Source organism: Streptosporangium sp. NPDC000239, from assembly GCF_040300765.1.
Taxonomy (GTDB): Bacteria; Actinomycetota; Actinomycetes; order Streptosporangiales; family Streptosporangiaceae; genus Streptosporangium.
This window is the reverse complement of the sequence record NZ_JBEPEI010000035.1, coordinates 23,078-35,953: the sequence shown is the minus strand read 5'-3', so window position 1 is coordinate 35,953 and position 12,876 is coordinate 23,078. Positions and strand designations below refer to the sequence as shown.

Annotated in this window: 14 protein-coding genes; 7 read left to right on the top strand and 7 right to left on the bottom strand. The window is 69.7% G+C overall.

From position 1 onward, the window contains the following. Nucleotides 1-192 precede the first annotated feature (192 nt). Complete coding sequence (locus tag ABT340_RS41565; protein WP_352016459.1) at nucleotides 193-1,050, top strand: helix-turn-helix domain-containing protein; 858 nt, start codon at nucleotides 193-195, stop codon at nucleotides 1,048-1,050. A gap of 18 nt (nucleotides 1,051-1,068) precedes the next feature. Next, nucleotides 1,069-1,293, top strand: a complete 225-nt coding sequence (locus ABT340_RS41560) for a DUF397 domain-containing protein (protein WP_352016458.1) — start codon at nucleotides 1,069-1,071, stop codon at nucleotides 1,291-1,293. A gap of 347 nt (nucleotides 1,294-1,640) precedes the next feature. Here the strand turns inward: ABT340_RS41560 and ABT340_RS41555 are convergent, their stop codons facing one another. Continuing rightward, on the bottom strand, nucleotides 1,641-3,290 hold the full coding sequence (locus ABT340_RS41555) for a hypothetical protein (protein ID WP_352016457.1): 1,650 nt from the start codon (nucleotides 3,288-3,290) through the stop codon (nucleotides 1,641-1,643). A gap of 355 nt (nucleotides 3,291-3,645) precedes the next feature. Between ABT340_RS41555 and ABT340_RS41550 the strand changes: the two genes are divergently transcribed. Then, on the top strand, nucleotides 3,646-3,945 hold the full coding sequence (locus tag ABT340_RS41550; RefSeq protein WP_352016456.1) for a DUF4132 domain-containing protein: 300 nt from the start codon (nucleotides 3,646-3,648) through the stop codon (nucleotides 3,943-3,945). A 150-nt stretch (nucleotides 3,946-4,095) separates the two neighbouring features. Here ABT340_RS41550 and ABT340_RS41545 read toward each other — a convergent pair whose 3' ends face one another. Then, complete coding sequence (locus ABT340_RS41545; RefSeq protein WP_352016455.1) at nucleotides 4,096-4,449, bottom strand: PRC-barrel domain containing protein; 354 nt, start codon at nucleotides 4,447-4,449, stop codon at nucleotides 4,096-4,098. A gap of 107 nt (nucleotides 4,450-4,556) precedes the next feature. After that, nucleotides 4,557-6,311 (bottom strand): ABC transporter ATP-binding protein, encoded by a 1,755-nt coding sequence (locus ABT340_RS41540; protein WP_352016454.1) that lies wholly within the window; start codon nucleotides 6,309-6,311, stop codon nucleotides 4,557-4,559. A gap of 122 nt (nucleotides 6,312-6,433) precedes the next feature. Here ABT340_RS41540 and ABT340_RS41535 point away from each other — a divergent pair, with 122 nt between their 5' ends. From ABT340_RS41535 to ABT340_RS41525, 3 genes are all read left to right on the top strand, one after another. Next, a complete protein-coding gene (locus ABT340_RS41535) occupies nucleotides 6,434-6,850 on the top strand; it encodes a MarR family winged helix-turn-helix transcriptional regulator (RefSeq protein ID WP_352016453.1) in 417 nt (138 codons plus the stop codon). A gap of 168 nt (nucleotides 6,851-7,018) precedes the next feature. Further along, a complete protein-coding gene (locus ABT340_RS41530; protein ID WP_352016452.1) occupies nucleotides 7,019-8,086 on the top strand; it encodes a scabin-related ADP-ribosyltransferase in 1,068 nt (355 codons plus the stop codon). A gap of 14 nt (nucleotides 8,087-8,100) precedes the next feature. Beyond that, nucleotides 8,101-8,661, top strand: coding sequence for a type VII secretion system-associated protein (locus ABT340_RS41525; protein WP_352016451.1), 561 nt, complete (start codon nucleotides 8,101-8,103; stop codon nucleotides 8,659-8,661). A gap of 38 nt (nucleotides 8,662-8,699) precedes the next feature. Here ABT340_RS41525 and ABT340_RS41520 read toward each other — a convergent pair whose 3' ends face one another. The 4 genes from ABT340_RS41520 to ABT340_RS41505 all read right to left on the bottom strand — a co-directional run bounded on the left by ABT340_RS41520 (nucleotide 8,700) and on the right by ABT340_RS41505 (nucleotide 10,568). Beyond that, on the bottom strand, nucleotides 8,700-9,029 hold the full coding sequence (locus ABT340_RS41520) for a hypothetical protein (protein ID WP_352016450.1): 330 nt from the start codon (nucleotides 9,027-9,029) through the stop codon (nucleotides 8,700-8,702). Further along, on the bottom strand, nucleotides 9,026-9,424 hold the full coding sequence (locus ABT340_RS41515; RefSeq protein WP_352016449.1) for a YbaB/EbfC family nucleoid-associated protein: 399 nt from the start codon (nucleotides 9,422-9,424) through the stop codon (nucleotides 9,026-9,028). Before ABT340_RS41515 ends, ABT340_RS41520 begins: the two co-directional genes overlap by 4 nt. 74 nt (nucleotides 9,425-9,498) lie before the next feature. After that, on the bottom strand, nucleotides 9,499-10,083 hold the full coding sequence (locus ABT340_RS41510; RefSeq protein ID WP_352016448.1) for an amidohydrolase family protein: 585 nt from the start codon (nucleotides 10,081-10,083) through the stop codon (nucleotides 9,499-9,501). A 71-nt stretch (nucleotides 10,084-10,154) separates the two neighbouring features. Beyond that, nucleotides 10,155-10,568, bottom strand: a complete 414-nt coding sequence (locus ABT340_RS41505) for a hypothetical protein (protein ID WP_352016447.1) — start codon at nucleotides 10,566-10,568, stop codon at nucleotides 10,155-10,157. 168 nt (nucleotides 10,569-10,736) lie between these two features. On the opposite strand from ABT340_RS41505, the gene ABT340_RS41500 reads away from it, so the two are divergent. Continuing rightward, nucleotides 10,737-12,836: a M6 family metalloprotease domain-containing protein gene (locus tag ABT340_RS41500; RefSeq protein ID WP_352016446.1), complete on the top strand. Its 2,100-nt coding sequence runs from the start codon at nucleotides 10,737-10,739 to the stop codon at nucleotides 12,834-12,836. The last annotated feature ends 40 nt before the right edge of the window (nucleotides 12,837-12,876 follow it).

The window sequence follows — 12,876 nt, the reverse complement described above, 5'->3', positions numbered from 1 at the left end:
CCCGGCCTTTCCCTTTTCTTCGCTCTGCCGTGAGTCCGTTCGACTGACGGAGAGCTTCCCGGTGATGTATTCAGCGTGACCTTGTCATTACCGTGTGTATAGTTACACGCACGGGGATCGCTCGACAAGTTGTCCAGCATCTTTGTTTGGAAAGCCCCTTGTGTTGCGTGGATATGCCCGGAAAGGTGGGTTATGGCTGCCGCGAAATGGGTCACGTTGCGTTCCCAATGGCTCGGTCAGCAACTGCGGGAGCTACGTGAGGCCAATGGCCTGATTCTCAAGGACGCCGCCGAATACCTGCAGCGCGACCCCGCGACCGTCAGTCGTTTCGAGACGGGCGGCTACCCCATCCGCCGCCCCGACCTGCTCGCCCTCCTCGACCTGTACGGCGTCGCCGACCCCAGGCGTCGTGAGGAGTTCATCAGGCTCAGCCAGGAGGTCTGGAAGAAGGGCTGGTGGGACGGCTACGCCGGAGAGGTGACCGGGGCGTTCGTAGACTTCGTCTGGCTGGAGTCCCGGTCACTGGAGATCCGAGGCTTCGACAGTATGATCCTGCCCGGTCTGTTCCAGACTTCGCGGTATGCACGGGTGGTGATCTCGACGGTCGAGCGCGGCGCGGCCGAGACGCAGATCGACCGCTGGATCGATTTTCGTATGGGGCGTCAGAAGATTCTCGACGGAGACAACCCGCCGCGTTTCATGTCGATCATCGACGAGTCGGTGCTGCGCCGCGAAGTCGGCGGCAGGGAATGCCAGGCGGAACAGCTCTGCCATCTCGCCGACCAGGCAGCCAGGCCGAATGTGGAGATTCGCGTCCTGCCGCTCAGTGCGGGAGCGCATTCCTGCTCTACGGGCGCGTTCCGGATTTTCACCCTGGGAGAGGGGTTTCCTGGGGTCGGCTATGCCGAAACGCCGAAGGGAGCTATCTACGTAGAATCGCCGGATAGTGAGAGCTTTGTGCGGATGTACGAGGAGACGCTGAAGCTCACGCTCAGCCCCAAGGAGTCAGTTGAATTCATCATCGCGACAGCGGAAGATTTGTCGCGGTAGGCGAGTGGAAGGTAGGGCATGTCCAGCTCTGAGGACCTGGCCCGGGTGGCCTGGCACATCAGCACGAAGAGCGACAACATGGGCGGAAGCTGCGTCGAGGCGGGGCCGTTGCTGGATGGGAGCGGGCGGGTGGCCGTGCGGCACAGTCATCGGCCCGATGGTGAGGTGATCGTCTACTCGCGGGGTGAGTGGGAGGCGTTCATCGGCGGCGTCAAGGACGGCGAGTTCGACTTCCCCGCCTAGTACTCCAGTGACACTTCGCGATCATTGCTCGGATTTGCGCTGGTAGTGGCGGCGCGGCGTGGTTCGACGCGGCCGAAGTGGCTGGCGATTCGGGTCATCGGCTCGTTGAAGATGGCCATCCAGTCGTCAGGGCCTACGCTGTGGCGTGAGGCCACCGCACGATCTTTGGTTGTCTTCACAAACTCCGAATGATCACGCGGTGGCCGTTGCCATGTGACCCGGTCCCACAAGATCGTGAACTGTCACTGGGGTATTAGTCATGGGCTACCGGAACCGTCAGGGCCTGGTGAGTCCCGCCGGATCCCGGCCGAGGTGTCCGGCCCGGCGGCCGGGCACCGGTCGTCGGGTCACTTGACGATGATCTGATGGGTGGCCTGGGCCGGTCCGGTCCCGCCGTCCCCCGCATAGCTCGCGAGGTAGCTGTACCTGCCGGCGTTGGCGGGCGTGTCGGTGAACGTGTACGTGCCGTCGGCGTTCACCCTCACCGGCGGAAGCTTGACGGTCTTACCGCTGGTGCCCTTGGCGTACAGGGTGCGCTGCACGGTGAGCGTGGACCCCGGAGAGGGCGGCCTGTCACCCGCCGCCAGGACGCCGCTCAGGTCCACGGCCGTGCCGGCGACGCCGGACTGCGGCCCTGTCAGGGTGAGCGTGGCTTCACGCTTGACCGTCACGGTGACGGAGGCGCTGCTGCGGCGGTGGCCGTCGTCGCCGTCCCAGAACACCCAGTAGATCACCTCGCCGATGTACGGCGGCAGCTCGAAGACGGGCGTGTCCTGGAAGGTGAACGTGCCGTCCTGCCGCGTCGTCACGCCGGTGATCGGCAGTTTCGTCCAGCCGGGCAGGTACTGGATCACCGTGAGCGGCTTGAGCCCGAGCGCCTCGCCGTCGGCGCGGGTGAGCCGCCCCTCGACGGTGATCGGCGAGCCGGCGTACGCGTCCGCGGGGGCCGTCACCGTGAGCTTGGTGGCCGGTAGCGCGACGCCCGTCACCCGCCACAGCAGCAGCCGGTCCGTGGAGCTGCGCAGCAGTGCGAAGACGTCCGTGCCGGAGAACGCGACGCCGTCCGGGAGCAGTTCGGCGTCCGGCTGGTCGGCAGCGAACAGCTCCGCGCCCGTCGCCGCGTCGTAGAGGGTGAGGTCGGTGCTGCCCCACTGGCGTCCGGCCGCGACGTACGCGCCGTCCGAGCCGAGCGCCACGGCGGACGGGTACCCGTCCCAGCCGTCGCCGTAGGTGCCGGTCGCCGCCAGGGTCCTGGTGTCGTACCTGGTGAAGTGACCGGGGGTGTCGGCCGCGCTGAACAGGGTGCCGCCGTCGGAGCTCAGGGTGAGGTCGCGCAGGGAGTCGATGCGCCACTCCTCGCCGTCGATCGTGCCGCGCAGCGTGGGGGCGCCGTCGCCGAGGTCGTAGACCAGCATGTCGGCGTGGTGCAGGGCGGTCTGGCCGACCACGAGCGTGTCGCCGGCGGCCGCGAGCACGGGAGGCCGCAGGTGCTCGCCCCCGACCGCCACGGGCGCCGGGGCGCTCGCGCTGAGATCCAGGCCGACGACGCCGCCGGGGCCGTTGTCGCATCCGTGCCCCACCCACAACCGCTCGCCCAGCAACGCCAGGGTGGACGGGCAGGGGTGGGCCGACAGGTCGATCCGGCGGGTGACGGCGAGGCTCGCGGTGTCGATCTCGGCGACCTCGTTCGAGCCGGTGAGAGCCGCGTACAGGTGGGTGCCGTCCGCGTTCACGGCCAGCTCTTGGACGCCGGGCAGGCCGGTGACGACACCGCCGGTGAGGTTTCCGTCAGTGCCGGCCACGATGATGCGGTCGCCGACCGGAACGAACACCCGGCCGCCGCCGACGGCCAGGTCGGCGGTGTAGGAGTCGGTGACCCCGAGGTCGGTGATGGTGCCGGCCGCCGAGGCGGCGGGGGCCGTGACGGTGAGCAGGCCGGTGATCAGACCGGCGGCCCCGCAGTAAGCGGCTAATCGGCGAACCAGGGATGGGGACACGAGAGCCTCCTGCCGGGATGGGAAAATATGTTCTAATAACGTCTCATGGGTGCTCCCACGTCAAGATCATTCGGTCGCGCGACACCAAACCGTGATCAAGCACTCTCCGGGGTTAGAGACCGGGACGATTGTCGGTGCCCGCCGACATGGTCGTCGCCATGACGATTCCCCTCACGTGAGTCCGCGCCGTCCGCGGCCACGAGCCAGGCGCTGGACGGGATGACCCTGCGCTGCAGGAAGACCGGCGGCCAGCTGCTGGCGTCCGTGCCCAGGGCCGTGCGGTCCGGCCCGGTCGGTGAGCAGTTCGCGGCGCTTTGAGCACCTGGACGGGCACGAAAAGGAGTGCCGCGCCACCGTGGAGTCATGGATGCTGAACGGGCTGCCGGTGCCTGCCGGACTCCTCGCCGGGGTGTGGCCCGACCCCTGGTGGCGCGCCTGCCTGCGGCACCTGGTGGTCCGCGTGGAGGGGCGGGCCGAGCTGCTGGAGGAGGTGTCCGAGGACAGGCGGGTGAGCGTCAGACCGGCGGACGGCGTCCTGTACGAGTCGCCGCCCGGCGCCCCGGTGACTCCGGCGCACCCCTCCTGCTGGACGCCCCGGGGCCGTGGCGGCGGCTGCTGGCGGAGCATGACGCCGTTCAGGGCATTGAGCAGGTGAGCCGCCGGGTCAATCGCGGGCGAGAGGGCCATGACCCCGAGCCATGTGACCCCGACCCCTCAAGATCTCGAAGTGTCACTGGAGTACTAGGACTTCCCCGCTTGGAACGAAGACGGGCCGTCCTGGTTGGGACGGCCCTCTCGTGGCGGTTCAGGCGGCGGGCAGGCGGCCGTAGTGGTCGTCGAGACGGGTGCGGTACGCGGGCGCCCGGTAGGTGTTCTCGTCGAACTCCGGCGCCCCCTCGATCTCCTCCTTGGTGAGGGCGAGGTGGACGCTGCGGGCGTGCGGGTCGATCCGGGTGACGGCGGCGGCGGGCAGCAGGACCCTCCTGCCGAAGCTCCAGAAGCCGACGTCCACGACCACGAAGCTGTCCCCGGCCACGTTGCTCTCCTCGTCGACGGTGCCGATCACCCCGTCGACGGCCTCGACGTCGAAGCCGATCACACTCAGGCTCTCGTCCTCGAAGACACCGGCACGGTAGGTCCACAGGCTCTCGACGGTCATGTCCGCCCCTCCTCACCGATCATGGGTTGCGCAGGAGACAGGGCTACCCGCGATGACCGGGATAAACGGGCTCGGAGAGCGTTTTCCGATCAGGCCGATGAGGCCGATCAGGCGGGCGTCAGGGCGGCGTCACGCCGTACGAGGGCGGCGTAGTGGCCGCCGGCGGCCAGCAGTTCCTCGTGGGTGCCCCGCTCGGCGACGCGTCCGTGGTCGAGGACCACGATCTGGTCCGCGTCGCGGACGGTCGAAAGGCGGTGGGCGATGGTGATCGTCGTACGGCCCCGCGACAGGGCGTCCAGGGCCTCCTGGACGGCGCGCTCGGTGCGGGTGTCCAGGGCGCTGGTCGCCTCGTCGAGGATCAGCACGGGCGGGTCGCGCAGCAGCGTGCGGGCGATGGCCAGGCGCTGCTTCTCGCCCCCGGAGAAGCGGTGGCCGCGCTCGCCGACGACCGTCTCGTAGCCGTCGGGCAGTGACATGATGTGGTCGTGGATGCGGGCGGCGCGCGCCGCCTCGGCCAGTTCCTCGTCGGTCGCCGACGGCTTGGCGAAGCGGAGGTTGTCGGCGATCGAGGAGTGGAAGAGGTAGGTCTCCTGGGAGACCACGCCGACGACCTCGGCCAGCGTCTCGAAGCTCAGTTCCCGCACGTCCACGCCGTCCACGGTCACCCTGCCGCCGGTCACGTCGTACAGCCGGGGCGGCAGGTAGCTCAGCGTCGTCTTGCCCGAGCCGGTCTCGCCGACCACGGCCAGGGTCGTGCCCGCGGGTACGGTGATGTCCACGTCCGACAACGTCGGGGTGACCTCGGCGCCGGAGCCGGGGGCGGCGTAGGAGAAGTCCACGTGCTCGAAGCGCACCTCGCCGCGCACGTCCTTCAGCGTCCCGGTCCCGGGGGTGATGTCCACGGGCAGGTCGAGATACTCGAAGACACGGCCGAACAGCGCCAGGGAGCTCTGCACGTCCACGCCGAGCCGCAGCAGTGAAACGGCGGGCCGGAACAGGCTCATCTGCAGGGTGGTGAAGGCGACGACCGTGCCGATGGAGACCGTCGAGGCCAGCCCGGCGGCCAGGTAGATCACCGCGGGCATCGCCGACAGGACGATCTGGATGGTCGACTGCCGCCAGCGCCCGGCCATGCTGGAGCGGACCCCCAGGGTGGCCAGTTCGTCGGAGGCGGTGGTGAACCGGCCGGTCAGCTCGGGGGACTGGCCCATCGTGCGGCCGAGCAGGATGCCGCTGACCGACAGCGACTCCTGGACCATCGAGGAGAGGGCGGCCAGTTTGCGCTGCCGCTCCGAGGAGATCTTCCTGCGCTCCCGGCCGACCTTGCGGCTGATCCACACGAAGACCGGCATCAGCAGGAGCGAGACGAGGGTCAGCCGCCAGTCGAGCGCGACCATGGCGATGATCGTCGCGATCACGGTGGTCAGGTTGGAGACGATCGAGGCGGTGGTCGAGGTGACCACCGACTGCATGCCGCCGATGTCGTTGGCGATGCGCGACTGCACCTCGCCGGTGCGGGTCCTGGTGAAGAAGGCCAGGGACATGCGCTGCAGGTGCGCGTAGACGCCGGTGCGCAGGTCGTGCATGACGCGCTGGCCGACGGTGTTCGACATCAGGGTCTGTACGACGTCGAGGACGCTGGTGGCGACGGCGACCGTGATCATGCCGAGCACCAGCAGCACCAGCAGACCGGTCCTGTGGTTGGGGATGGCGTCGTCGAGCACCTCGCGCAGCATGAACGGCGAGGCGAGCGAGACGACCGAGGACAGGGCGATGAGGGCGCCGACCACGGCCAGGCGGCCCCGGTAGGGGCGGAACAGGGTGACGATGCGCCGCAGCGGCGCGCGGGGTTCGTCGGCCATGTCGGGTTCTTCGGTGGAAAGGGGGTCTTTGGTTCGTTCGGGCATGCAACCTCTTTCTGATGTTGACTCAAACAGAGGTTAGCTCATATTCACCATCGGGGACAATGAGATAAGTTCATGGGGTGGAGACGGAACTGGCCGAGCTGCTGCGAGGAGTCGGCCGTCGGCTGCGCCGGGGGTACGGCGCGCGGTTCGGCCCGCTGGGCCTGACACCGGGACAGGTGCGGGCGCTGTGGGTGATCGCCGAGGCCGAGCCGCCGCTCAGGATGGTGCAGCTCGCCGACACACTCAAGATCGTGCCGCGCTCGGTGACCCCGGTCGTGGACGCGCTTGAGGAGATGGGCCTGGTGCGGCGCGAGGTCGATCCGGCCAACCGCAGATCGACTCTCCTGACGCTCACACCGGAGGGCAGGGTCCGTCACGAGCAGGTCCGCGAGGCGCGCAGGCAGGCGGCGGAGGAGTTGTTCTCGGTCCTCACCCCTGAGCAGCAGGAGCAGCTCAGGGAGCTGCTGAGCCTGGTGGAGAGCCGTCCGGCCTGAGGCCGTGGTCCGGTGTCGTCACCGGATAGGATCAAGGAAATCGTCCGTCCCGCGGCCAGGAACCGCCGTCGCCGGATCGGTGGGAGTCGAGAAAAGGCGTTCGGCGAGGAGGCCGATCTCATGCGGCATGTCAGCGACGTGTGCCGGTCGCCGGGTTCGTAGATCACCGTGGCACTGCAACCGCCGCCCGAACTCGCCGCCGTCCTCAACCTTGTCGGGTCCTGGCCGGTGGCCGACGAGGACAGGCTCTACGCGTCCGGACAGCGGTGGATCGCGTTCGCGACGACGACGAGCCGTAACTCCTCGGCCGCCGACGCGTACGTCGCCCGGACCACGTTCCGCAACGACGGCGACGACATCGAGGCGTTCGACCAGGACTGGCGGGACACCTCGGACCGGTCCGGCGACGCGATCGCCGCCGCCATGCTCATCGGCTCCGCCCAGCAGATCTCCGCCATGGCCGTGCTCGCCACGAAGGTGTCGCTGATCGCCGTCGCCGTACGGCTCGCGCAGAACCTGTACCGGCTCGCCGCGGCCTCGGGGCCCACGGCCGGGGTCTCCCTGACGGCCGTGCCCGCCCTCGTGGGCGGCGCCCGCCTGGCCGTACGGCAGATCATCCGTAAAGTGGTCGAGCTGCTTGAACGGAGCGCGCTCCGCCTCTTCAAACGGGCCTCCACGCTCCTGCGGAAGCCGGCCGAGCGGGCAGGGGCCGTGCCGCCCCTGCCGCCGAAGCGCCCGCAGCGTCCGCCCACGCCTCCGCGCGGCCCGGACAACTACCTGGAGGCCGCCGCGGACAAGAGCGTCGACGTCAAGAAGATCACCCCCTATCCGATATGGCGCAGGGATCGCGAGCCGCTCTACCGGGCCGACAACAGGTCACCGGAGGAGGTGTTCGAGCAGGGATTCCACCCCCGGGACCCGTCCATGACCGACCTGGACGACTACGTGCACAGAGGGGCCGACTCCGCCTTCGTGGGGACCAGCACGCGCCGGGACATCGACAACGTCCTGCCCCGCCGTTACACCTACGAGGTGGACGCCCCCGGCGGGATCGACGCCAACCGCACCTTCTCCACGGGCAGCGCCCGCCTGCACCACGAGCAGGAGATCGCCTTTCCCGGCGGCGTGCACCGGCGCTACGTCTCCGGCGCCTGGCCGGAAGGGGTGCCGAAGACGCCGGAGAACTTCATCCCCAATCCCCACTTCGATCCCTATCCCGGCTACTCTCAGGCATGATCAGGAGGATTTGAGTGAACGATGTCCCGCCGCCCCCGCCGCTCACCGACGAGCTGAGGGCCCAGGCGCGGCGCAGTCCCGGGACGTGGCTGTACGCGATCGACCCCTTCTTCGATCCCGGCGGCGAGGTGCCGCCGTACGGTGTCGTCGGCGCGTGGCGGGCCGACGAGCGGGGTGAGATCACCGGGGAGTTCCGCCACAACCCGAACTACCGGCCCTCTCCGGTGGCGCTCGGCTATCCCGAGCCGTCCGACCCCCTGGACGCGGCCGTCCAGCTCAGCGCGACCGGCTACGAGACGGGGGAGAGGATCGTCCCCCTGCTCAGGGAGGCCGAGGTGATCGTGGCCGCCGGTCCCGACGGAGGCGTTCCGGTGTTCGACACGGGTGAGGGCCGGGCGGTGTTCGCCTACACGGCCCACACCCACCTGCCCGGCGAGTTCCCGGAGGGCGCGACGGGCTGGCAGCCGATCCGCGGCGGCGACCTGGTCGCGCTGCTGCCGGTGGACGTCGGTGTCGCGATCAATCCCTCGGGGCCGGCCGGCGTGATACTGCCCCCCGCCGACCTGCGTCGCTGACGCCTCCCGGGCTGGCGGCCGCGGCGTTCAGGAGGCGTTCAGACGGCCCGCGTGATCCGGTCGACCTCCTCCTCGCTCCGCTGCTCCGCCGAGCGGTAGCTCACGGCCATGAACTCGGCGCCGTCGCCCGTCGTCACGTGACGCTCCGCCAGCGACTCGTAGACCTCCAGCGCGTGCCGGGTCACCGCGTGATAGGCCGCACCGACCATGCTGCCCATCATGTCCTCCCCCCAGGGGTCGCCCTCTCCCTCAAGGTAGGCGCGCAGGGCCCGGACCTCCTCCAACTGGCTCGTGCCGGTGCCGGAGAGCCCCGTGCCCGTACTCCGGAGGTCCGCGTGCGAGACGTCCACTCCGTGGTCCGCGGTCATCGCTCCTCCAGGCGCCGTACGGTGGACTCGATCCCCGAGGCGAACTCGTCCAGGCGGCGCGTCACATCGGCGTGAACGTCCTCAAGGCTCTCGGCGAGCCTTCCGGGGTCCGGGATCGCCGCGGGGTCCAGGCCGGGAATGTTCGCGCGGAGGTCGTCGAGGGCCGCGTTCACCGCGGTGAGGATCTCCCGCGCGAGGTCCTCGGAGGCCATCCGCATGACCCGCGGATTGAGGTTCAGCGCGGCCAGTCGCCCGTCGGGGCCGACCAGGACGCCCACCTGGCCGTCCGCCGCCCGGCCACTGCCCTGAAGCGGGTCCCCCTGGTTCTCCGGCGAGGAGAGGGACCGGATGCTCTCCGCAAGCATGTCGTCGAAGCGCTTCCCGTTCTGGTGCACGTTGATCGCTCTCGGTAGGGGAGGAGAAGCCTGACACCGGGAAGCCTACGCGGGCGCATGCCCCGGACCCGGGATCAGGCCAGACGTCTCGTGGTCTCCGCGCCTTCCGTCCCCTCGGTGAGACGCCAGCGGGGACGGCCGCCGACGAAGGTGGCCACGCAGCGGCCCGCCCCCTGACCGAGCAGGGCGGTGTAGGCCGTGCGGGCGCTCGCCTCGACCGCGAAGACGGAGAAGTCGGCGCGGCTCCCCTGGTCGAGGCAGCCGATGCGGTGCGGGCCGTTGGCCATGCCGAGCGCCCTGGCCCCGCCCGTGGTCGCCGCCTCGACGAGGATCCGGGCCAGCTCCTCCCGGCGTGCCATGGGGGCCTCGCGCAGCAGCGCCCTGGCCAGGGTCAGCGGGTCGCCGCCGGTCCTGGTGCCGAAGGCGATCGCCTCGTCGCCGCCGAGCAGCCCCTCGGCGGCGAAGGGGGAGGAGATGGCCACCGCCGTACCCCTGACCCGCAGGAGTTTGCGGTCGGCCTCGTCGAGCGGCATGGAGATCGCGACATGGCAGCCGGGTCCCAGCGCCCCGACCTCGTCGAGGAAGATCAGCGGATGGCGGCCGAGCTCGATGTGCAGGCGCAGGCCGAACGTCCGCGACAGGATGGCCAGGTCCTCCATGACGACCGGGTCGGGGGAGTGGGCGGCGATGCCGACGGTCCCCGGGTGGTCGACCTCGCGGATGGCGGTGATCAGCCGGTCGCGTCCCTCACGCTCCCAGGTGCCCTCGTCCGGGCAGTGTGTCTCCAGGTAGGTGATGCCGCCATGCCGGTCGCGCCGAAGGCGGAGGCGGAGTCCAGGTCGTTCGCGACACCGGCGACCGCGGTGACGCCGTGGGCGAAGGCGGGGCCGTAGGCGCGGTCGAGTCTGAGATGGGCGTCGACCAGACCGGGGACGATCATGCCCGGCCAGCGGGTGGGGGCGACGCCGGGGAAGGCGCTCTCGATCTCTCCGCGCGGTCCGGCTCGCAGCACGCGGTTTCCCCTGACCACGACGGCGCCGTCCTCCACGGGAGGCCGGCAGAGCGGCAGGACGAGCGGCGCGGTGTGGATGGCGACCGCCGGAAGCGCACGCGCACCGGCGACGTGGCCGGCGGGCGTGGGCATAGGCACTCCTGGGTGTTTGTCCCTTTAAGAGAGATTAAGTCTAGCGACCTGATGATCTCAAACGGCCGCGCCGACGAAGTGTGGGAGATTATCTTCCTACACCTGACAGACGACCTTCCTACAGAAGTCGATTGATCGGCGCGAAAGCGATCTATAGCGTCATTTGTCGTGACTCGTCCCCCCAGGTTACTGAAAGCGTTGATCGCGGCCGTCGTGCTGCTCCCGATCGGACTCGCCGCGGCCCCCGCCTCCGCCGATCCGTCGCCCGACCCCGAGCACCCGTGGCGCCTCGACCAGTGGCCCCAGACCCAGCCGTGGCAGCAGGACGAACCCGGCGGTGCCACCGCGCTACGCGGCAGGCCCACCGGACCGCCGCCCATCGACCCGCAGAACTGGAAGAACCCGGACCACATGACGTGGGCCGACTACCGCAAGCCGCCGGGGACCAAGTGGGCCGACCCCTCGGTCAAGGGCTCGAAGCGGACCTTCCGCGGCGCGCTCGTCCTGCTCGACTACGCCAACCAGCCGTTCGTGGTCACCCAGCCCAAGGGCTCGACCGTCTTCAGGAACCCCAGCGCCGAGGCCCACGACGTCCCGCGTGACAAGGTCGCCCAGTTCTACAAGGACTTCCTCAACACCCCGAACCAGCTCAACCGGGGACACACCATTCACGAATACTGGATGGAGGACTCCGGCGGGCGCTACGGCGTCGACCTGACCGCATTCGGCCCGTACGAGATGCCCGGCAAGTCGTACGAGTACGGCATGGAGTTCCAGAGCGGCACCGGCTGCCCGGCCGGGGCGACCTGCAACAAGAACATCAGGACCGACGGGCGGGCCGCCTGGACCTCGGCCGAGGGACAGGATGTCCCCGCGGGCTTCGACTTCGTCTTCTACCTGAGCGCCGGTCAGGACGAGTCGGCCACCTGGCAGGAGTTCGGGTCGATCAAGTTCCCGACCAAGGAGGCGGTGACCGACGACTTCGGCCCGCCCGATGCCGCGCTGCCCAACTGGGCGAGGACCCGCTACGTGGACTGGACCTCCTGGGCGTCGGCCTCCTCCATCTGGCCCAACGCCGGAGGCGGCTCCTCGACCCAGGCGGAGAGCTCCGGGCAGGGCGTCTACGCCCACGAGTTCAGCCACATCCTCGGCATCGGCGACAACTACAACAACCCGTTCGGGGTGCCGCCGCGCCGCGCCTACACCGGTGTCTGGGAGATGCTCAGCCGGGGCAGCTTCAACGGCCCCGGCGGACCGCACAGCCGCTGGCTGATCCCGCCGACCTCGGGTGGCTCCATGGGCGCCCAGCACATGCTCCGCAACAAGATCAAGCTGGAGATGGTCGACGAGCGGAACGTGCTGCGCCTGTCCCGCGACGCCCTGGCCCAGTCGGGTCTCGTCGTGGCCAGGGTGACCGCGCGAGCCGTACAGCCCGGGCCGCGTGACCTGTCCGGCGTCAACATCGCCTTCGGCACCGGAGACCGGAGCCCCGCCTGCGACGTCACGAAGGACCCGTTCTGCGACGGCGGCGGCTACGACAACTACACCGTCGAGGTCGTCGACCGGATGGGCGCCGACTCCTTCACCCCCGACTCGGGTGTGCTGCTGGCCAAGACCAAGAACGTGGACAGCGCGCCCTTCGAGTGGGTCGTGGACGCCAACCCGCAGGACATCGGGATGACCGACTACGTCCTGCCGGACGGCACCGCCGTACCCATCACGATCGGCGACTACCGTCAGCTGTCGGACGCCCTGTTCCACGCGGGCAGCGACTCGGGCTCCGAGTTCGAGTACGTGGACCAGGCCAACCGGCTCCACTTCTACGTCCTCGACGTGGAGCGCGACCGCAAGGGCGTCCTGTCCTACACGGTGGCGATCCGCTCCCTGGACGGCGCCGGTCCCCAGAAGCGCGGGGTACGGCTGCTGCCCGCGGCCGGGCTGCCCACGGACCGGGGACTGTCCACCTGCCGCTTCCCGCTGTTCAACACCGGCAGGAAGGCTCCCGCCCAGGGGAGCCACCCCGAGGACGTGAGCGCCTACCTCGGTGAGGACGTCTACCGCCTGTCGGCGAGCGTCGAGGGCAGGGGCTGGACGGCCACGCTGCCCAACCAGCTCGCGACCGCCGGCTTCGGCGACCGGACCCTCGTGGCCGTCAACGCCCAGCGGGCCTCGGGCGGCTCGCGCCTGGCCAAGGTCACGCTGACCGCGACCTCGGAGAGCGACCCGTCCAAGACCGCCAGGGCGACCTGTCACGTGGTCGGCCTGTGACCTGACCACCCCACGGCCTCCTCGCGAGAGGGCTCTCGCG

Coding starts and splice junctions, on each gene's coding strand:
- ABT340_RS41510 (WP_352016448.1), bottom strand. CDS start 10,083: ATGGAGGACCTGGCCATCCTGTCGCGGACGTTCGGCCTGCGCCTGCAC.
- ABT340_RS41505 (WP_352016447.1), bottom strand. CDS start 10,568: ATGCCCACGCCCGCCGGCCACGTCGCCGGTGCGCGTGCGCTTCCGGCG.
- ABT340_RS41560 (WP_352016458.1), top strand. CDS start 1,069: ATGTCCAGCTCTGAGGACCTGGCCCGGGTGGCCTGGCACATCAGCACG.
- ABT340_RS41520 (WP_352016450.1), bottom strand. CDS start 9,029: ATGACCGCGGACCACGGAGTGGACGTCTCGCACGCGGACCTCCGGAGT.
- ABT340_RS41565 (WP_352016459.1), top strand. CDS start 193: ATGGCTGCCGCGAAATGGGTCACGTTGCGTTCCCAATGGCTCGGTCAG.
- ABT340_RS41545 (WP_352016455.1), bottom strand. CDS start 4,449: ATGACCGTCGAGAGCCTGTGGACCTACCGTGCCGGTGTCTTCGAGGAC.
- ABT340_RS41540 (WP_352016454.1), bottom strand. CDS start 6,311: ATGGCCGACGAACCCCGCGCGCCGCTGCGGCGCATCGTCACCCTGTTC.